The sequence below is a fragment of the Actinopolymorpha alba DSM 45243 genome (assembly GCF_000373925.1).
Classification (GTDB): Bacteria; Actinomycetota; Actinomycetes; order Propionibacteriales; family Actinopolymorphaceae; genus Actinopolymorpha; species Actinopolymorpha alba.
Map to the genome: position 1 here is coordinate 69,282 of NZ_KB892759.1, position 19,395 is coordinate 88,676.

General features: G+C 70.5%; 16 protein-coding genes and 1 pseudogene. 12 read left to right on the plus strand and 5 right to left on the minus strand.

Features of this window, described 5'->3' with window-relative positions:
- Positions 1–5: 5 nt before the first annotated feature.
- Complete coding sequence (locus tag B141_RS41595; protein ID WP_020576893.1) at positions 6–1,208, minus strand: coenzyme F420-0:L-glutamate ligase; 1,203 nt, start codon at positions 1,206–1,208, stop codon at positions 6–8.
- Complete coding sequence (gene cofD, locus B141_RS0119650) at positions 1,205–2,182, minus strand: 2-phospho-L-lactate transferase (RefSeq protein ID WP_020576894.1); 978 nt, start codon at positions 2,180–2,182, stop codon at positions 1,205–1,207. Before cofD ends, B141_RS41595 begins: the two co-directional genes overlap by 4 nt.
- A 164-nt stretch (positions 2,183–2,346) precedes the next feature.
- On the opposite strand from cofD, the gene B141_RS45860 reads away from it, so the two are divergent.
- The 4 genes from B141_RS45860 (at position 2,347) to B141_RS0119670 (ending at position 9,849) form a co-directional block, all read left to right on the plus strand.
- On the plus strand, positions 2,347–4,038 hold the full coding sequence (locus B141_RS45860) for a hypothetical protein (RefSeq protein WP_157181128.1): 1,692 nt from the start codon (positions 2,347–2,349) through the stop codon (positions 4,036–4,038).
- A gap of 354 nt (positions 4,039–4,392) precedes the next feature.
- Positions 4,393–4,650, plus strand: coding sequence for a WhiB family transcriptional regulator (locus B141_RS0119660; RefSeq protein ID WP_020576895.1), 258 nt, complete (start codon positions 4,393–4,395; stop codon positions 4,648–4,650).
- 400 nt (positions 4,651–5,050) lie between these two features.
- Positions 5,051–8,320 carry a glycosyltransferase family 2 protein gene (locus tag B141_RS41605; RefSeq protein ID WP_020576896.1) on the plus strand — a complete coding sequence of 1,090 codons (3,270 nt, stop codon included), beginning with the start codon at positions 5,051–5,053 and terminating at the stop codon, positions 8,318–8,320.
- Positions 8,317–9,849 carry a DUF5719 family protein gene (locus tag B141_RS0119670; RefSeq protein ID WP_020576897.1) on the plus strand — a complete coding sequence of 511 codons (1,533 nt, stop codon included), beginning with the start codon at positions 8,317–8,319 and terminating at the stop codon, positions 9,847–9,849. The genes B141_RS41605 and B141_RS0119670 overlap by 4 nt, the downstream gene beginning before the upstream one ends.
- Before the next feature lie 250 nt (positions 9,850–10,099).
- Here B141_RS0119670 and B141_RS0119675 read toward each other — a convergent pair whose 3' ends face one another.
- Positions 10,100–10,489, minus strand: a complete 390-nt coding sequence (locus tag B141_RS0119675) for a metallopeptidase family protein (protein WP_020576898.1) — start codon at positions 10,487–10,489, stop codon at positions 10,100–10,102.
- 371 nt (positions 10,490–10,860) lie between these two features.
- On the opposite strand from B141_RS0119675, the gene B141_RS0119680 reads away from it, so the two are divergent.
- The 7 genes from B141_RS0119680 to B141_RS0119710 all read left to right on the plus strand — a co-directional run bounded on the left by B141_RS0119680 (position 10,861) and on the right by B141_RS0119710 (position 16,788).
- Positions 10,861–11,214, plus strand: a complete 354-nt coding sequence (locus B141_RS0119680) for a DUF3499 domain-containing protein (protein WP_026257383.1) — start codon at positions 10,861–10,863, stop codon at positions 11,212–11,214.
- A gap of 146 nt (positions 11,215–11,360) precedes the next feature.
- Positions 11,361–11,648, plus strand: coding sequence for a hypothetical protein (locus B141_RS0119685; RefSeq protein ID WP_020576900.1), 288 nt, complete (start codon positions 11,361–11,363; stop codon positions 11,646–11,648).
- A 113-nt stretch (positions 11,649–11,761) separates the two neighbouring features.
- The gene (locus B141_RS0119690; RefSeq protein WP_020576901.1) at positions 11,762–13,123 is read left to right on the plus strand and encodes a phosphomannomutase/phosphoglucomutase; all 1,362 of its coding nucleotides are present in this window, start codon (positions 11,762–11,764) and stop codon (positions 13,121–13,123) included.
- A gap of 49 nt (positions 13,124–13,172) precedes the next feature.
- A complete protein-coding gene (locus tag B141_RS53240; RefSeq protein WP_020576902.1) occupies positions 13,173–13,457 on the plus strand; it encodes a Trm112 family protein in 285 nt (94 codons plus the stop codon).
- Entirely contained in the window at positions 13,454–14,491 is a 1,038-nt protein-coding gene (locus B141_RS0119700; protein ID WP_020576903.1) for an SIS domain-containing protein, read from the plus strand. Before B141_RS53240 ends, B141_RS0119700 begins: the two co-directional genes overlap by 4 nt.
- Before the next feature lie 44 nt (positions 14,492–14,535).
- Positions 14,536–15,729 (plus strand): mannose-6-phosphate isomerase, class I, encoded by a 1,194-nt coding sequence (gene manA, locus B141_RS0119705; protein ID WP_020576904.1) that lies wholly within the window; start codon positions 14,536–14,538, stop codon positions 15,727–15,729.
- Between the two features lie 99 nt (positions 15,730–15,828).
- Positions 15,829–16,788: a cation diffusion facilitator family transporter gene (locus tag B141_RS0119710; RefSeq protein WP_020576905.1), complete on the plus strand. Its 960-nt coding sequence runs from the start codon at positions 15,829–15,831 to the stop codon at positions 16,786–16,788.
- Positions 16,789–16,846: 58 nt separating this feature from the next.
- Here B141_RS0119710 and B141_RS52285 read toward each other — a convergent pair whose 3' ends face one another.
- Entirely contained in the window at positions 16,847–17,362 is a 516-nt protein-coding gene (locus B141_RS52285) for a MerR family transcriptional regulator (RefSeq protein ID WP_026257384.1), read from the minus strand.
- Between the two features lie 113 nt (positions 17,363–17,475).
- Between B141_RS52285 and ahcY the strand changes: the two genes are divergently transcribed.
- Entirely contained in the window at positions 17,476–18,912 is a 1,437-nt protein-coding gene (gene ahcY / locus B141_RS0119720; RefSeq protein ID WP_020576907.1) for an adenosylhomocysteinase, read from the plus strand.
- Between the two features lie 300 nt (positions 18,913–19,212).
- On the opposite strand, the pseudogene B141_RS51550 reads toward ahcY, so the two are convergent.
- Positions 19,213–19,395, minus strand: a pseudogene (locus B141_RS51550) (HNH endonuclease); the annotation flags it as partial.

Consider the following 19,395-nt stretch of genomic DNA (forward strand, 5'->3'; position numbering starts at 1 on the left):
CGAGCTCAGGCGAGGGCGCCGACCGCGAGGAGTCCGATGGGCTCGGCGCCGGCGACCGGATGGGTGCCACCGTCAGCGTCAGCGTCCGTGTCAGTGTCGGTGTCGGGCAGCAGCCGGCGTACCGCGTCGCGATCAAGACGGTCAGCAGCCAGCCAGACCGAGCCCAGGCCCTCGACCGTGCACGAGAGGGCGAGCCGGTCACGGATCCCGCCGAGCTCGAGCAGCGCGGACGTCCGTCGCGCCGCGTCGCCGGCGCGCACGTAGAGCAGGACGGCGTACGACACCGACGACGGCAGCCCCACGGCGTCCACCAGCGGCTTGAGGACGTCCGCCGACGCGACCTCGACAAGTCCCCACGATCCGGCCGGCGTCGCCGTGGCCACGACAGCGGAGACGGCGGCTCCCACGTGGCCTACCGCATCAGGATCGACAGGTGCGTCGGCGAGTTCGGGGACGGTGCGCGGGAGCGTGACCGCCTCCCGCCGCGCCTCCCGCGAACCCAGCCGGAACATGTCGCTGTCCGCCGGGCGTACGAGTGCGCCCACGCCGGGCCCGTCGTCCTCCGTCACCAGCGACGGCAGCCCCCGGACGATCGCGACCGGCACCTGCCCGAGCTTGCCCTTGGCGAGTTCGGCCGCGGCGGCGAGTTCGTCGGCGTGCGCTGGCGCCGTGACAGCCAGCTCGTTGCCGTGGACGTCGGCACGTCCGCGGTGGTCGTCGAACGGGCGTACGCCAGAGGCCCCGATCGCCAGGTCGACCTGGCCGAGCCGCCAGGGCCGGCCGAACGTGTCGGTGATGATGACGCCGAGCCGGGCGTTGGTCAGCGCGGACAGGCCGCGCCGCAGCGACCGCGCGGAGGCATCGGGATCCTCGGGCAGCAGCAACAGGCTTCCGGCCTCGACGTTGGACGCGTCGACTCCGGCCGCGGCCATTACGAAGCCGTGCCGGGTCTGCACGATCTGTGTCGTACCCCGCTCGGCGACCACGCGTACGGTCTCGGACCGGATGGCCTCCGACCGGTCGGTGCCCGGGACCAGCCGGCCCTCCGCCTTGCTCACGATCTTGCTCGACACCACGAGGATGTCGCCGTCGCGCAGCTCGGGGGCGTGCGCGTGGATGAGCGCCGCGAGGTCGTCGCCGGCCCGAACCTCCGGCATCCCGTGCACGGGCCGGACGACGAAGGAGCCCGGAGGTGGCGCGGCCGTCACCGGCGTACCACCTCGGCGAGGTCGAGCGCGGCCCGCGCCATCGCGGCCGCGGCGTCGACGTCAGACATGAGGAGGGGTACGGCGCGCGCGGCGATGCCGAGCTCCTCCACGTCGGGTACGGCGGCCGCGTCCTGCTCGTCGACCAGCCAGCCGTCGAGGAGACCTCCGTGCAAGCGTGCCCCGAAGTGCCGGGCAACGCCGGCGGCGGAGGTGTCGACGCCGATCGCCGGGAGAAGTTTGTCGGCCATCCCGCGTACCGGCGCACCGCCGACGATCGGCGAGAGCCCGACGACCGGGGCCGACGCGGCCAGCACGGCCTCGCGCACGCCGGGTACGCCGAGGATCGGGCCGATGCTCACGACGGGGTTGGAGGGCGGAAGGAGGAGTACGTCGGCCGCGGCGATCGCGTCGAGGACACCGGGCGCCGGCGCTGCCCTGTCGATCCCGTCGAACTCGATGTCGACGACCGGCAACTCCGCGTGGTGGCGTACCCAGTACTCCTGGAAGTGGAGCCGGCGCCGCCCTTCGGGAGCGTCCGGATCCTCGACCGTCACGTGGGTCTCCACCCGCTGGTCGGTCATCGGGATCAGATGGACCGGAAGCTGCCACCGCGCCGTCAGGGCCGTGGTCACCTCCGACAGGCTGCGTCCCTCTGACAGCAGGGCGGTCCGCACCAGGTGGGTGCCGATGTCGCGGTCGCCGAGGCCGAACCACCACGGCGTACTGGCGTACGCCTGGAGCTCGGCCAGGGCGTTCCAGGTCTCGTCGGCCCGCCCCCACCCCTTCGCCTCGTCATTGCCACCGCCGAGGGTGTACATGACGGTGTCGAGGTCGGGGGACACGCGCAGGCCATAGAGAGTGAGGTCGTCGCCGGTGTTGCCGATGACGCTGATGTCGGCCTCAGGTCGGTAGGCGAGGAGGCCGCGAAGGAACCGGGCAGCACCGATGCCGCCAGCGAGAACGGTGATCCGCACGGAAACCAGTGTGCCTGCTGGTGCCAACCCGGCCGCATCGGGTGGCTTGTCCACAGGGCGACAGGCGCCACGGCGGCGAAGTACGCCATAGTTGTGCGGCACCAGTGGGTGCGGAGTGCGGCCGGGCGTTCCATGTGGAAGGCTCTGCGACGAACATCACCACCATGTCTGGGGGTAGCACCGTGGTTTCCGAGACAACCAAGCCCCATCGCGAGCTGCTCGCGTGGGTGCTGCTAGGCGCCAGCATCCTCTTAGGCGCCCTGGCCGTCTCGCGACTGGTCATCGACGGCCCGTTCACGACGAAGGCGTGGGCCTACCAGAGCAGCTTCGCATCGCCCGTGCTCGTGGGCCTGCTGGTTCTGGCGGTCATCCTCGTCACGCATTTGGGCGACACGACACCCAATGCGCGCCTCCTCACCCTCGTTGTGCTGGTGGTGTTCGCCGTCCTGGCACTCCTCTCGATCGTGACCTGGCTCGCCGCGCTCGGCTACAGCGCAGACTTCGGCACCGGTTCCATGTCGTCGGGCAAGTGGTTCGGGTTCGTCCAGCAGGCGGCCTATCTCGCGATCATGGGCGCCGGCGTCTTCTTCGTCTTCACGACGTTCAAGGCTCTGCCAGCCCCCGCACCCGCCAAGTCATCCGCGTTCGGTGGGCAGGGCGGCCAGCAGGGCCAGTTCGGGCAGTTCGGTGGTCAGCAGGCCCACGGCCAGTACGCCGGCTACGGGCAGCAGGGGCAGCCGGCCCCCCAGCAGGAGTACGCCCAGCAGCAGGACTACGCCCAGCAGCAGGACTACGCCCAGCAGCAGGACTACGCCCAGCAGCAGGCGTACTCCCAGCAGCAGGCGTACAGCCAGCAGGACTACAGCCAGCAGGACTACGCGCAGGCAGCGCAGCAGGGCTACGCCGCCGCGCAGTACTCCCAGCCGGAGGCGGGCCAGGACGCCAACTCCTACGCCCAGGGCTACAGCCAGAACGAGCAGTACTCCCAGCAGGACTACCAGCAGACGCAGTACGCCCAGTCCTACCCGCAGCAGGACTACCAGCAGACGCAGGCCCAGCAGCAGTACTCCCCGCACGACTACCAGCAGACGCAGGCCCAGCAGGGGTACTCGCAGCAGGACTACCAGCAGCAGCCGCAGGACTACGGTCAGGGCGCCTCGGCCTACGGCCAGCAGCAGTACAACCCCTATGCGCCGCAGGGTCACGACCAGAGCCAGCAGGCCTACGGCCAGGACCAGCAGGCCTACGGCCAGGACCAGCAGGCCTACGACCAGAGCCAGCAGGCCTACGACCAGAGCCAGCAGGGCCAGCAGGCCTACGCTCCGGAGCAGACCCAGCACATGTATGGCCACGACCAGAGCCAGCAGGCCTACGGTCAAGACCAGCAGGCGCAACAGGGCTACGGCCAGGACCAGAGCCAGCAGGCCTACGGCCAGTACGGCTACGGCGCGCAGGGTTACCAGCAGGGTGGCGCTTACACCCAACCGAGCGAGCAGCAGCAGTACGCCGGCTACGCGCAGCAGCAGGATGCCGGCTATGCGCAGCAGCAGGACTACGGCTCCTACGGCCAGCAGTACGCGGCGACCGGGCAGACTGCCGACGCCGATCGGACGCAGTTCTTCACCCCTGAGACGGCAGGTTCCCAGGGAGGGGCGGAGCAGGCGGACCGTGGTGGGGCCGATGGTTCCGTGACGCACGCGTTCTCTGGCCAGGACGGTGCGGAGCGTGGCACCGACGACAAGGGCTCGTCCTCAGCACGCGGTGAGGTCGACTCGCCCGAACCCTCTGACCGGAAGGCGGGCGGCGAGGCCGGCGGACAGCCCCAGCAGGGTTGGTGGTCCCAGCCGCCGCGCTGATCGACTCTCGGCTGACGTTTTTTTCTGAGCGGGATCCCCGGCGGTTGTCCGGCGGGGATCCCGCTGCTGCGTGCTCTCCAGGCGGCGCGAGGGACCTGGCACCTGGTCATTGGTTGCTCACAGTGAGCGGTTCCTCCGCTTATAGCAGAGCCCGAGTTGACGCGTCGGGATTTCCGGCATGTAATTTCATCAGTGTCATTTGCCGCGTACCGGGGAAGTACCTGGATGGTGCGACATCGACACCCCTCGCGGGGCTTGTGACGGATCACGCTGGACTGGCACGAGACACGCGAGGAGCAGGACATTCAACGGGGATTTGAGTTCACGGGGACGTGGGTCGAGGAGGCGAGGACCGTGGCAGAGCCCAGCCTGTTGCACGGCGACGCCGAGGAAGAGCTCAGCTGGCAGGAACGTGCGCTGTGCGCGCAGACGGATCCAGAGGCGTTCTTTCCGGAAAAGGGTGGTTCCACCCGGGAAGCAAAGAAGGTGTGCGCGGTCTGCGAGGTCCGCGCCGAATGTTTGACCTATGCGTTGGAGCATGACGAACGCTTCGGCATCTGGGGCGGCCTCTCCGAGCGAGAACGCCGTCGCGTGAAGAAACGCGCGGTCTAGAGCGCTCGCGTACCCACTCGCCGCGACGGTGCGGCAGGCGGGTGAGTGCGGGACCGGCTGGGTGCGTATGCGTGGGAGGGGCCGTCCGCGGAAGTCCGCCGCGGGCGGCCTTTCCTGTCCCGCGGGCCGTCGGTTCCTGTCCTGCCGGGGAGGTCGGCTTACGCCGGTTGCCGGCAGCCGGTACAACCGTCGCGTAGTGTGTGGCCTTGCCCAAACCCGCCCACTCCGTGAGGTTCCTCGTCGCGTATGAGCGAGCGAAGCGAGCGCATCATTCAACACAGCGCGCCCGGTGCCTCATGCGCGCCCGCAGCGAAGCGAGGACGCGCATGAGCGAGCGAAGCGAGCACATCATTCAACACAGTGCCGCTGGTGCCGCGCCCGCAGCGAAGCGAGGACGCGCATGAGCACGGTCCCCGGACTTGAGGCGCACGCGCGCCCGGTCGTGACAGCGGTCGTCGTCGCACATGATGGTGCCCCCTGGCTCGGAGAGCTCATCTCGGGTCTTACGGCACAACGGCGCGCGCCCGACCGGGTCATCGTCGTCGACACCGGTAGCCGCGACGGCTCCCGTGAGCAACTGGCCCAGGCCTTCGGTGGCGCCGTACTCGATGCACCCCGCACCACCGGCTTCGGTGCGGCCGTGGCGCACGCCGTCAAGGCCCTGCCGCCCCGCCAGCCAGGGGAATGGTTGTGGCTCCTCCACGACGACTGCGCACCCGCGCCCGAGGCGCTGGAAGCGCTGGTCCGCATGGTCGAGACGGTCCCTTCGGCGGCGGTCATCGGGCCGAAGCTGCGTGACTGGCCGCAGGGACGTCGACTGCTCGAGCTTGGCGTCACGATCGCGGGCAGCGGCAACCGCGAGACCGGGCTGGAGTTCGGCGAGTACGACCAGGGACAGCACGACAGCGTGCGGGACGTCCTCGCGGTGAGCACCGCGGGGATGCTCGTCCGCCGGGACGTCTTCGAACACCTCGGCGGCTTCGATCCCCAGCTGCCGTTGTTCCGCGATGACGTCGACTTCGGCTGGCGGGTCGCCCACGCCGGCCACCGGGTGATCACCTGCCCCGACGCGCTGGTGCACCACGCCGAGGCGGGTCATCGCGGCTACCGCCGGCTCGACGCGGTGAAGGGACGTTCCCGGCGCGTGGATCGCCGCAACGCGATGTACACCCTGCTCGTCAACTCCGCGGCCTGGATGATGCCCCTCCTGGCGGTCAGGTTGGCGTTGGGTTCGGTGCTACGGGCGTTGGGACTCCTGATCGTCAAATGGCCCGACGCGGCATGGGACGAGTTCCGTGCCCTCGGCGTGCTGGTCCGGCCGGAGCGGATCCTGCTCGCCCGTCGCTGGCGAGCCGGGCACCGGCGGGTCTCCCGCCGGGCCATCCGCCACCTGCTGCCGCCGCCGTGGATCGGACTTCAGCACACGCTCGACGCTCTGGCCGCCATGCTGTCGGCCCGGTCGGGTGCGCACGCGGGTTCGGCCCGCCGGTCGCGGCGTCCGGTCGAAACCGGACCGGTGTCGGAGGAGTCGGAGGAGCTCACCACCGAGGGCCTCGGCATCTGGCGGTGGCTGGCGGCCCGTCCCTGGGCCATCGTGACGCTGGCGCTTCTCGTCCTCGCTCTCACCGCGAGCAGGGATCTGCTCGGCGGTGGGGCGCTCGGCGGCGGGGCCCTCCTCCCCGCGCCCGACAGCGTCGTCGACCTGTGGCAGCGGTACGTCGAGTCCTGGCATCCGGTGGAGCTGGGCAGCCCGCGGGCGGCGCCGCCGTACATCACCGTGGTCGCGGCCCTCGGCACGCTGCTCGGCGGCAAGGTGTGGTTGGCGGTCGACGTCCTGCTCATCGGTTCGGTACCCCTCGCCGGGCTGACCTGCTACGTCCTGGTCCGGCGGGTGGCCCGGGCACGGATCGTGCAGGTCTGGGCGACCATCACCTACGCGCTCCTCCCCGCCGTCACGGGAGCGATCGCGGCAGGCCGACTCGGCACCAGTGTCGCGATCATCGTTCTCCCGCTGCTCGGCCTGGCGGTACTCCGCATGATGGGCGCGGGTGCGGCCCGCGCCGGATCCTGGAGTGCGGCCTGGACCGCGGGGCTCATCCTCGCCGTCCTGACGGCGTTCGTTCCCGCCGGCTATCTCGCGGCGCTCGTCGCGGGCGCGATCGCCTGCGCGGTTCCGTTGCTGCGCAAGCCGGGCACCCGGAGCCGGATCGCGGTGGCCCTTGCGGTGCCGCCGCTCGCGCTTCTGCCGTGGCTGCCGGTGCTCGCGTTCAACCCGGGTGCGCTCCTGGGTGAGGCCGGGCTCGCCGTTCCAGGGCTCGCGGATTCCCGCCTCGCGCCCCTCTCGTTGCTGCTCGCCAACCCCGGCGGTCCGGGTGCCGCACCAGCGTGGATCTTCGGGCTGCTTCTCGTCGTCGCGCTGGCGGCGCTCATCCGGCAGGACCACAGCCGGGGTGTGCTCGCGGCCTGGCTCGTGAGCCTGGTCGGCCTGGCACTCGGTCTCGTGCAGAGCCGGCTCTCCGTCCAGGCCGACTGGATCCCCGAGGCGGTGCCGGCCTGGCCGGGCTTCGCCGCGGCCCTGGTCGCTGTCGGCTGGATCATGGCAGGTACGTACGCCGCCCACGGAGCGCGGCATCTCTTCGGCGAACGCAGCTTCTCCTGGCAACAGCCGGTGGCCGGACTCATGGCCCTGGTGGCGGTCGGGATTCCCGTGGCGGCGGCCGGATGGTGGCTCATCCGGGGGACTGACGGTCCGCTTGCCCGCAGCGGCGGTGCCGCCGTTCCTCCGTACATCCGGAACGCCCAGGAGTCGCCGGACCGCCCGCGGGCGCTGGTCGTGGAGGCGGAGGGTGGCAGCGTGCGGTACGCGCTGCTCAGGGGAAGCGCCGCGCGCCTCGGGGACGCCGAGACCGGTGCGAGCCGCGCCGCGCTCGCCGGCCTGGACGCCACAGTGGGAGACCTGCTGAGCGACACGCGCGGCGACGTCACGGCTGCCCGGCTCGCGGAGTACGCCATCGGCTTCGTCTACCTCCCGGCCCCCGCCGACCCTCGTTCGGTCGAGCGGCTCGACACGACCCCTGGGCTGTCCCGGGCCAGCGCGCCAGACGGCGCGGCGGCATGGAAGGTCGACCTGCCGGTCGGCGAGCTCCGCGTCGTTCCCCCCGGGACGGATGGTGCGCCGGGCGGTGCCCGGGTCGCCGACGCCGAGGTGCTCGGGATCGACGGCAACGGCGCCGCGCTCACGGTGCCTGAAGGAGTGCCTGACCGGCGGCTGGTGTTGGCCGAGACGTACAACTCCGGGTGGAGCGCCACCATCGACGGCCAGACCCTGACGCCCCGGAAGTACGCGGGGTGGGCGCAGTCGTTCGAGCTACCACCAGACGGCGGGCGGGTGGTGCTCACCCACACGACCGGGATCAAGGGAGAACTCCTGGCCCTGCAGGCCATCTTCGTCGTCCTCCTCATCGTCTTCGCCATCCCGTCGCGGCCCCGGCGCGAACCCTCCGCTCCCGACTACCAGCCGGCACGGCACGGCACCGGGGGAAGCCGCTCTGACGCCCGGCCCGGACGCCGGGCGGCAGGGGTGGGCCAGCCAGCCGGCGTCGGCGGATCCCAGACTCCGGCCGCTGGCGTGGCGGGCGGGGCACGGTCGCACGAGGAGGCGCAGCGATGAACAACCCCCTGATCCGGATCGGTGTCATCGCCGGCATCCTCCTGGTCCTCGTGGGCGGGACAGCCCTGGCGACGCCGAGCCTGACCAACCCGCGGAAGGCGTCCGAACCCACCCGGCGACCCCTCGATCGCGCGGCGCTCGTATGCCCTGAGTCGAGCTACACCCCCGACCAGACCACCACCGACGTGGGCGCGGTGGCGGCACCGGCCGGCACCGACGTGGAGGGCGCGGACGGCGCTGACGGCTCTCAGACGCAGAGCCGGGCGCGGCTCGACCTCGCCCCACTGGTCGGCACGGGCAAGCCGTTCGCGACCGTCGACCGGCGCGAACGCCTCGCTGCGTACGCCGTCCGCGCGTCGAAGGTCCCCCCGGTCCTCGTCTCCGCCCAGGGCGCCGTCGCTCCGGGAGCGACGGCCGGCCAGATCACCCGGACCGGCGAGGGTTCGCTCCGCGGGCTTTCCGAGACGCCGTGTGTGACGCCCGGCTCGGAGTTCTGGTTCGTCGGGGCGGGCAGTGAGCTCGGTCGCCACGGCCGCCTGTACCTCAGCAACGCCGACGAGGCGGTCGCCCAGGTCGACCTACGGTTGTACGACGAGAAGGGGCCGATCACCACCGACGGCACCCGCGGTATCGCCATCGCTGCCCGTTCCCAGCGGGTCGTCGAACTCGACAAGCTGGCACCGACGAGCAAGCGGCTCGCGGTCGCGGTGGTGGCCCAGCGGGGTCGGGTGAGCGCCGCCCTGCGCGACGACGCGGTGTCGGGCGACACGCCGATCGGCGTCGACTGGATCCCGTCGGCGGTCCCGCCGGCGAAGGAGCTACTGGTGCCGGGAATCGCGTCAGGATCCGGCGAGCGGGTCCTCACCCTCGTGGCACCCGGCGACTCGACCGCGGTCGTGGACCTGTCCATCCTCGCGGCCCAGGGCAGCTTCCAGCCGGTGGATCTCGGCCACCTGGAGATCGAACCCGGAACCGTCGCCCAGGTACGCCTGCACACCGCCACCCAGAAGCAGGCGGCTGCGGTACGCATCATCTCCGACGCACCCGTGACGGCGAGCCTGCGCAACGAGTTCGGGCCCGCTGACGGCCCGCGAGACGTCGCCTACGCCGCGGCCACCCGCTCGCTCTCGGGACCCGCGGTGGTCCCGGTGACGGTCGCGGGGGACAAGAAGTCGGCCTCCCTGCTGATGTCGACGCCCTCAGAACGGCCGGTGAACGCGACGGTCGTGATGCTCGGCGACGACGGTCGGCAGGTCGGCTCGACCAAGGTGACGGTCAAGGGCGGAAGCACGGTCGAGACCAAGCTCACCGCCCCCAAGGACGTCAAGCGCTACACCCTGGTGGTGACGTCCGAGGGTGGCGGCCCGGTGTACGCCACGCGGCTGCAGGTCGAGAACGCGTCCGACGGTCCGATGGTGTCGTCGTGGCCCCTCAGTTCGGCCGCGACCACCGCCGTACGCCCGATTGCACATCCCGACCTCGCGGCCGGCATCGGCGTCGAGGAGTCTGGGGACGGGGTCTTCCGCTGAGCGCGATGTGAGAAACCAGAGCGCAACCCCGAGTTGTCATAGGTTTCTCGGCTAAGAGACCGAGAAACCTATGACAAGCGACCATGCCAAAGGGCTTGCCTCATATCGTGGGCAGATTTGAAGAGGTCTTGTGTCGGGCCTCGGGTAGATGCCCAGTTCCCCCGCGAAAGTGGGCATCTAGTCAAAGTTCAACGAGCACGGGTGCCTGCCGGCAGCGACGTCACGCACGTCAGCCGGCTGCTTCGCCGCGCTAGTCGCCGTACTCCGGGTCGATCTCGTCGGGGCTGATGCCGAGGAGTTCGGCCACCTGCTCGACGACCACGTCGTGGACCAGGCCGGACAGCTCCGACACCCCGACGGCCCGCAGCTCGATCGGCCGGCGGTAGACGACGACCCTGGGAGGCTCCTCGCGGCCGGGCAGGAGCACCGCGCCCAGGGGTACTTCGTCGCTCCCGTGGCTCCGCTCCGGGTCGGGCACCTCCTCCACGGCGAACTCCACGCCGTCGAGTTCCTTGGCGAACCGGCGTTCGAGTTGCTCCACCGCGTCGAGGACGAATTCGTCGAACCGTTGCGCGCGACTCCGCGCGACGGGCACGCCCGAGGGCGCCAGCGGGCCCCGGACGGCAAGCGGGCCGCGCATGCCGCGACCGTGCCGGTCACGCCGGCGGGCGGTGCGACCAGGCGTACCGGAGCCTGCCACCGGTCGGGACACCCGGGTCTCTGGGGGAGGCGACGGGTGTCCGGAACCACCCTCTGAGCCATGCGGTCCGAACACGCCTTGAGCTTAGAGCCTGCCGGGGACGGCCAGCGGTGACCTCCCCGTCCCGCGATCCGTTACGACCGGAACGCCAGATCCGTTACCTTGCGCCCAAATTCGGGTGGATCGGTGGCCGATTTGCGCCTCGTCGGAGTCGTTCCAAACCTCCCGCACCAAGGATTTCCGGGGTCGGTAAGCGCTATGGCGCGTGTTCAGTACGACGGTTGGGGCGGGGCCCGCTACGATCCGACGTCGTGGGCTCGCTGCGGAAGTGTTCTCGGACTGCTTGCTCGCGCCCTGCGGTGACCACGCTCACGTACGTCTACGCCGATTCCACGGCGGTCCTGGGTCCGCTGGCCACCTACGCCGAGCCGCATTGCTACGACCTGTGCTCTGAGCACGCGGAGCGGTTGACGGTGCCGCGCGGCTGGGAGGTCATCCGGTTGGCGCCCGACCCGGAGTCGCTGCGTCCCTCGGTCGACGACCTCGAGGCGCTCGCCAACGCGGTCCGTGAGGCCGCTCGGCCCCGTGAGGGCGCCCCGGAGCCGGCAAACGAGGTCGGTCGTCGTGGTCACCTGCGGGTCCTCCGTAATCCCGACAGCGGCTGACCCGAGGCCTCACCAGCGCCTCACCGCCTGGATGCACACATACGGTGCCTTCAGGCGCCCAGGCGGCGACTGATCGGCTCCAGGCGTCTTACAACCGCCTGCCGTTCGGCCTATCCTCAGGCGACAAGCGGGGAGGGGAGTTGGCGATGGAGATGCTCGCGGGTGCGGCCATCCTGCTGGCCGGGATCCTGATCGGGCGGTTCCTGCCCAGCCGGCGGTCCGCCGCGCCCAAGCCGAAGGGGATCCAGCCGGTCTGCGGCTGCGGGCACGGGTCGTCGTTCCACGGTGAGGACGGTCGGTGCCAGGCGACGAACGAAACCGCCCAGTGGGACGGCGGCAACTGGGCCGGCATCGGCACGGTGCCGTGTACGTGCCAGAAGTACGTCGGACCGGAGCCGCTCCCGAGCTTCTACGCACCTGAGATCGCCGACTGACGCGGGCGACCGCGCGTGGGGGCGAGGACGGGAGGAGTCCCCGCTCGCCGCGCCGCGAGGGGCGCGGCTGTGCCGCGAGGGCCGGTGATACCCAGCGCCGATAGGGTGGCGATGTGCCCGATCCTCGAGCCGTCTTCAAGGCCTATGACATTCGCGGTGTCGTCCCCACGCAGCTCGACGCCGGTCTCGCCCGTGCGGTGGGCGCGGCGTTCGTGGAGGTTCTCGACAGTCCACGGGCGGTGGTCGTCGGCCGCGACATGCGGGTCTCCTCGCCTGAGTTGGCGGCGGCGTTCGCCGACGGCGTGACCAGCCGGGGCGCGAACGTCGTCGACATCGGGCTGGCCTCCACCGACGAGCTCTACTTCGCGAGCGGGCACCTGAACCTCCCCGGCGCGATGATCACAGCGAGCCACAACCCGCAGGAGTACGGCGGGATCAAGCTGTGCCGGGCAGGTGCTGCTCCGATCGGGCGGGACACCGGGCTCGGCGCACTCCAGGCCCTGGTCGAGCAGGGGCAGCTGACCGCGGCCTCCCGTCCGGAGCAGCCGGGTGCGGTCGAGCGGCAGGACCTCCTCAAGGCCTACTCCGCCCACCTGCGAAGCCTCGTCGACCTGTCCGGCGTTCGCCGGCTCACCGTCGTGGTAGACGCCGGCAACGGCATGGCCGGCCTCACCGCGCCGGCCGTGTTCGGCGAGCTCAACGTCGAGTTGGTGCCGTTGTACTTCGACCTGGACGGTACGTTCCCCCACCACGAGGCCAACCCGATCGAGCCGGCCAACCTCCGTGACCTGCAGGCGAAGGTCCGCGAGGTCGGTGCCGACATGGGGCTCGCGTTCGACGGCGACGCCGACCGCTGCTGGGTGATCGACGAGCGTGCCGAGTCGGTGTCTCCGTCGGCGATCACCGCGCTCATCGCCGTGCGGGAGCTGGCGAGGGAGCCTGGCGCCAGGGTCATCCACAACCTCATCACGTCCCGGGCGGTCCCCGAGGTGGTCCGCGAGCATGGCGGCACCCCGGTGCGTGACCGGGTGGGGCATTCGTTCATCAAGGCGACAATGGCGAGGACCGGCGCGATCTTCGGGGGCGAACACTCCGCGCACTTCTACTTCCGGGACTTCTGGCGGGCCGACTCGGGCATGCTGGCCGCGCTGCACGCGCTCGCCGCGCTGGGGTCGCAGGAGAAGCCGCTGTCGGAGATGCTCGCGGCATTCGATCGGTACGCCTCGTCGGGCGAGATCAACAGCACGGTCGACGACCAGGCCGCCGCACTGGACCGGATCAGGACCGCGTACGCCGGGCAGGAGGGCGTCAGCGTCGACGAGCTGGACGGCCTCACGATCGAGCACGCGGACTGGTGGTTCAACCTACGGCCCTCCAACACCGAGCCGGTCCTACGGCTGAACGCCGAGGCGGCCGACCGGCGGACAATGGAACGCGTCCGCGACGAGGTGCTGAGCCTCGTCCAGGCTGGATGACGGGGGCGGTCGCGTGACGCCGCCACCTGGCGCCCGAAGGGAAACGTTTGTGAACCTCGACCCTTACCTGCTGGAGATCCTGGCCTGCCCCGCCTGCAAGTCGCCGCTGAAGGTCGATGACCCAGCGGCCGAACTCGTCTGTACGAATCCCACCTGCGGGTTGGCGTACCCCGTCCGCGACGACATCCCCGTCCTCCTCGTCGACGAGGCCCGCCGCCCCGATGGTGACGACGACCAGGCCGGAGACGGCGAGACCGCCGGTGACGGCGGGGGCAGCGCCGGCACGGCGCGGGCCGCGGACTCCACCGGAGTTCGGGAACCGGAGGTCTCGTGAGTCCGGAAGCCTTCAACGACAGCCGCCTCGACGACGAGGAGGCACTCGCGCACGCCGACGCGAGCCTGCGCCAGTTGGCGGAGGCGGGCGCGCGGGTGCGCCGCGAGGCTGAGGCGGCCAAGGGGACCGAGTGCGGCCTGATCGGGCAGGGCCGGCCACGGGCGGTCGTGGCCGCCGGGGCGGACGCCCGGTTGCTGCGGGCCGTCCTCGAGCCCTGGTGCCCGGTGCCGTTCGTCGCCTGGCCAGGTCCCGGCCTGCCCGGATGGGTGGGTGCGCTCGACCTGGTGGTAGTCCTCGCGCCCGCGGGCGGAGACGCCGAGACCGCCTCCGCGGTGCATGACGCGGTACGCCGCGGCAGCGCCGTCATGCTCGCCTGCCCGAGCGGGTCGCCGTTGGCTGAGGCGGGCCAGGGCCGGCACACCACGCTCGTACCCGCACAGACCGGTGACCCGCTCGCCGTCGCGGTGGTCGTCCTGCAGCTCCTGCACGCGCTCGAGCTCGGACCCGAGGTGTCCGCCGAGTCCGTCGCGCTCGCTCTCGACGACGTGGCGTCGCGGTGTTCGCCCTACGCCGACCTGGCCGCCAATCCGGCGAAGGATCTCGCGCTCGTCCTCGCCGATGCGCTTCCCCTGGTGTGGGGCGGTTCCGTGCTGTCTGCCCGTGCGGGGCGCCGGGTCGCGGAGACCCTGCGCCGAGCGTCCAACCGCCCGGCGCTGGCCGCGGACGCCGACCACCTGCTGCCGGTGTTGGAGGGTTCCGCGCCTCGGGACGTGTTCGAGGACCCGTTCGCCGACCTGGAGGCGCCGACGCTGCGGCCGTCGCTGTTCATCCTGGACGACGGCGCGGAGCAGCCGGTGATCCGGGAGGCGCGGGGCCGCCTGCTCGCCACCGCGGAGGCGAGCGGCGTACGCACCCGCACGTTGCGCTGGGCCGAAGGGCCCGAGGTCGCGCGCTACGCCGCCCTGCAGTCGCTCGGCACCTACGCGGCCGTGTACCTCGCGGTGGGCCTGGGCCGCTACATGCCACCGGCCTGAGCGGTCCGTCGTTCCCCGTCGAAGCCATCCGACCGAAGGACGTCATGCACCTTCTCGACAACCCGATCCGGCCCTACGTGTGGGGTTCGCCGTCCGCCATCCCTGAGCTGCTCGGTGTGGAGCCGACCGGCGAGCCGCAGGCCGAGTTGTGGATGGGCGCCCATCCGAGTTCGCCGTCGTTCGTGCCCGCCCAGGGGCGGTCGTTGGTGGACCTGATCGCAGCCGATCCCGAGGGGGAGCTGGGTGAGCCGTGCCTGTCGGCGTTCGGGCCGAGGCTGCCATTCCTGCTCAAGCTGTTGGCGGCGCGCGAGCCGCTGTCGTTGCAGGCGCATCCGGACCCGGAGCAGGCGCGCGAGGGGTACGAGCGGGAGAACGCCGACGGGATCCCGATCGGTGCGCCACACCGCAACTACAAGGACGCCGACGCCAAACCCGAGCTGATCTGCGCCCTGACGCCGTTCGAGGCCCTGGTGGGTTTCCGGCCGCCGGCGCAGACCCTGGAGGTGGCCGACCGGCTCGGCGTACCCGAACTCGATCCGCTGCTCGCCCAGGTGCGCGAGCAACCCGACGGGGAGGGCCTCCGCGCCGCGTTCACGATGCTCATGACCGCACCGGTCGACCACCAGCGGGCCGTCGTCGAGGCGGTGCTCGACGCCTGCCGCTCCCGCCGTACCCGCGATCTGGCGGATCTGCCGGCGGCTGACCTGCTGGTGCGGCTGGCTGAGAAGTACCCCGGCGATCCCGGCGTAGTCGCCGCGTTGCTGCTCAACCACGTCCACCTCGAGCCCGGGGAGTCGCTGTACCTCCCGGCCGGCAACCTGCACGCCTACGTCGAGGGGCTCGGCGTCGAGATCCTCGCCAACTCCGACAACGTGCTCCGTGGTGGGCTCACCAGCAAGCACATCGACCTTCCCGAACTCCTACGCATTCTCGACTTCACGCCCCGGTCAGCGGAGATCCTGCGGGCTGGGCCGGGTGGGGTCTACGACACGCCCGCGCGGGAGTTCCAGCTCGCCCGGCTCGACATCAGCGGGGGTTCCGAGGTGACGGTCGAGCCGGCCGGCCCGCAGATCCTGCTGTGCGTGGAGGGCCGGGTGGTGGCCCGCAGCGAGTCGGGCAAGGTCGAGTTGACGCCGGGGTATTCGGCGTACGCCGGAGCGGGAGAGGGCGTGGTGGCGCTGGCCGGTGCGGGCACGGTCTTCCGGGCCACCGCTGGTCTGGGCGCCCACCCAGCCTGAGGAGGCCCGCCCGGACCGGGTGCGTCCCCGCGATGCGGACACGGCAGGATAGGGCGGCATTCACGAGTCCTGGAGAACCCGCAGACGGGGAAGGGTGTCATGAGCGCAGAAGGTGGGACGAAGGCCGTCGTCGCGGCATTGTTCGCCAACCTCGCCATCGCGGTGACGAAGTTCCTGGCGTTCCTGCTGACGCGGTCGTCGTCCATGCTCGCGGAGTCGATCCACTCCCTGGCCGACTCGGGCAACCAGGTGCTGCTCCTGGTCGGCAAGAAGCGTTCGGAGCGGTCGGCGTCGGCGCTGCACCCGTTCGGCTACGGGCGCGAGCGCTACATCTATGCGTTCATCGTCTCGATCGTGTTGTTCAGCGTCGGCGGGTTGTTCGCGCTGTACGAGGGGTGGCACAAGGTCCAGGACCCGCACGGCATCGAGAGCTGGCAGTGGGTGCCTGTCACGGTGTTGCTGATCGGCATCGTGCTGGAGGGCTTCTCGTTCCGTACGGCGATCAAGGAGGCCAACCACGTGCGGGGCACGACCCCGTGGGCGGCCTTCATCCGCCGGGCGCGAAGCCCTGAGCTGCCGGTCATCCTGCTGGAGGACTTCGCGGCCCTCCTCGGTCTGGTCATCGCCCTGATCGGCGTCAGCCTCACCTTGATCACGCAAAACGGTGTCTGGGACGGCGCCGGGTCGATCGCGATCGGTCTGCTGCTGGTCTGCGTCGCGGTGGTCCTCGCCGTGGAGATGAAGAGCCTCCTGATCGGCGAGTCGGCGACCAAGGAGCACGTCGAACGCATCCATGACGCGATCGAGGCCGAACCCCTCGTCGACCGGATCATTCACATGAAGACGCTGCACGTCGGCCCGGATGAGTTGCTGGTCGCGGCGAAGATCGCGGTGACCGCGACCGACACGGCCGCCGAGGTGGCCAAGGCGATCAACGCCGTGGAAGCACGGATCCGGGAGGCGGTGCCGATCGCCCGGATGATCTATCTGGAGCCGGACCTCGACCGCCTGCTCGACGGTGCTGCGACGTCGGCGGCACCCACCCAGGAGCAGCGCTGACCCTCTGGCCTTTCCGCTGACTCCTCCTGGCCGCTCCCACCTGCCGCCGGGGTCGCGCTCACCGGCCGCGTACCGGCCGCGGCGGTGGCAGGACGCCGCTCCTGCCGAGCCACTGCAACGCACGCTCCCGGTCGAGGTCGGCCTGGCTGGGCGGCGACGGGATCCGGCCGAGGAGTTCGGCGAGTTCCCGGACGGCCGCACCGACCTTGGGTTCGGTGAGTGCGCGAACGGCGAAGCTGAGCGCGGCCGGGCTGATGCCGTACGTCTCCTCCAGGCGTACGCCGAGCGCTATGACCCGCAGGTCCTCGTCGGTGTAGCGGCGGTGGGAAGGCCCGGTTGGGTTGGCGCTGGTGGGGTTCGCGTTGGGGAGATTGGTGCTGGGGTCGGCGCTGGTGGGGTTGGCGCTGGGGAGATTGGTGCTGGTTGGGTTGGCACTGGAAGGGTTCGCCTGATGGGCTCGGGTGTTTCGTCTGCGTCCGGGTACGCGGTGGCGTGGCACCAGCCCCAGGCGCTCGCGGTAGCGCACCATGCGGGGAGACATCCCGAGGGCCCGCGCGGCTTCTGTGATCCGCATGAGAGATATTTTGACATTCTTGTGTCAAGAAGCGCGGTCTCGGCTGTCGGCGCTCGCCGGGCGGCTCTAGGCTCGCCAAACGGCAACAGCAGATACGGAGGAGCAAACAGCCCATGACATTCGACTTCAAGGTGAAGGACCTCGGCCTCGCCGAGTTCGGGCGCAAGGAGATCCGCCTCGCCGAGCACGAGATGCCCGGTCTGATGGCCTTGCGTGAAGAGTTCGGGCCGTCCCAACCGCTGGCTGGCGCCAAGATCATGGGCTCGCTGCACATGACGATCCAGACCGCCGTGCTCATCGAGACCCTGGTCGCCCTTGGCGCGGAGGTGCGCTGGGTGAGCTGCAACATCTTCTCCACCCAGGACCACGCGGCGGCCGCGGTGGTCGTCGGCCCGAACGGCACGGTCGACGCGCCCGCGGGCGTTCCGGTGTACGCCTGGAAGGGCGAGACGCTGGAGGAGTACTGGTGGTGCACCGAGCAGGCGCTCGCCTGGCCGGGCGGCGAGGGTCCGAACATGATCCTCGACGACGGCGGTGACGCGACGCTGCTCGTGCACAAGGGCGCGGAGTACGAAAAGAACGGCGCCGTCCCAGACCCGTCGACGGCCGACTCGGAGGAGTTCGCGATCGTTCTGCGGCTGCTCAAGGACTCGCTCGCCGCGGACCCGCAGCGCTGGACGACGATCGCGGCCCGCATCAAGGGCGTGACGGAGGAGACCACCACCGGCGTTCACCGGCTCTACGAGATGGCGAAGGCGGGGACGCTCGCGTTCCCGGCGATCAACGTCAACGACTCGGTGACCAAGAGCAAGTTCGACAACAAGTACGGCTGCCGGCACTCCCTCGTCGACGGCATCAACCGCGCTACCGACGTCCTCATCGGCGGCAAGGTCGCGGTCATCTGTGGGTACGGCGACGTCGGCAAGGGCTGCGCGGAGTCCCTGCGTGGACAGGGCGCCCGGGTCATCGTCACGGAGATCGACCCGATCTGCGCGCTGCAGGCCGCGATGGACGGCTATCAGGTCGCGACGCTGGAGGACATCGTCGAGACCGCCGACATCTTCGTGACGGCGACCGGCAACTTCAACATCATCACCGCCGACCACATGAGCCGGATGAAGCACCAGGCGATCGTCGGCAACATCGGCCACTTCGACAACGAGATCGACATCGCCGGCCTCGCGAAGGTCCCGGGCATCGAGAAGGTCGAGATCAAGCCGCAGGTCCACGAGTGGCGTTTCCCTGACGGACACTCGATCATCGTGCTGTCCGAAGGGCGTCTGCTGAACCTCGGCAACGCCACCGGGCACCCGAGCTTCGTGATGTCCAACAGCTTCACCAACCAGGTGATGGCCCAGATCGAGCTGTTCACCAAGACCGATGAGTACCCCATCGGCGTCTACGTCCTGCCGAAGCACCTGGACGAGAAGGTCGCGCGGCTGCACCTCGACGCGCTCGGCGTCAAGCTCACCGAGCTGACCAAGGAGCAGGCGGCATACATCGGCGTCGACGTGGCTGGCCCCTACAAGCCGGACCACTACCGCTACTGAGGTCCTACCGGCGCTACCCGCTACCCGCGGGTGGCGTTGGCTGGCGGGCGGTCTCCCTTCCCGGGAGGCCGCCCGCTTTCTTTTGATCGGAACGCAGTCCGGGTGAGTGGAGCCGGGGCGGCAGAGGGGTCGCGCGGCGGATGGGGATTGGATCCCATGTGACGGGTCAAAATCCCTGCGGGTCGTACGTTGCGCCCAGAAGGATTGGGCCGCGGGCATGCTGGCAGGCCCGATAGCCCTTGTTTTCAAGGGTTGTCGAGCCTGCCGGTCTTGTTTGCTTGTCCCGCTTCTCCGCGTCGGCTAGAAGGGCGGGGGATCCGGGTCGTCGGGTTCTACGGGGTCGGTGAGGCGTGGTGGGGTGACCTTGTATTGCCGTCCGTGTGGGTCGGTGTAGGTGAGGTGGCCTGGGCTGGTTTGTTCGACTTTCCAGTGGCCTTCGGTTTTGACGCGGTGGTGGCGTCGGCATAGTGGTGCCATGTTCGC

Coding starts and splice junctions, on each gene's coding strand:
- B141_RS52285 (WP_026257384.1), bottom strand. CDS start 17,362: ATGCGGATCACAGAAGCCGCGCGGGCCCTCGGGATGTCTCCCCGCATG.
- manA (WP_020576904.1), top strand. CDS start 14,536: ATGCACCTTCTCGACAACCCGATCCGGCCCTACGTGTGGGGTTCGCCG.
- B141_RS45860 (WP_157181128.1), top strand. CDS start 2,347: ATGTCTGGGGGTAGCACCGTGGTTTCCGAGACAACCAAGCCCCATCGC.
- B141_RS0119710 (WP_020576905.1), top strand. CDS start 15,829: ATGAGCGCAGAAGGTGGGACGAAGGCCGTCGTCGCGGCATTGTTCGCC.
- B141_RS0119675 (WP_020576898.1), bottom strand. CDS start 10,489: ATGCGCGGCCCGCTTGCCGTCCGGGGCCCGCTGGCGCCCTCGGGCGTG.
- B141_RS0119670 (WP_020576897.1), top strand. CDS start 8,317: ATGAACAACCCCCTGATCCGGATCGGTGTCATCGCCGGCATCCTCCTG.
- B141_RS41605 (WP_020576896.1), top strand. CDS start 5,051: ATGAGCACGGTCCCCGGACTTGAGGCGCACGCGCGCCCGGTCGTGACA.
- B141_RS0119685 (WP_020576900.1), top strand. CDS start 11,361: ATGGAGATGCTCGCGGGTGCGGCCATCCTGCTGGCCGGGATCCTGATC.
- ahcY (WP_020576907.1), top strand. CDS start 17,476: ATGACATTCGACTTCAAGGTGAAGGACCTCGGCCTCGCCGAGTTCGGG.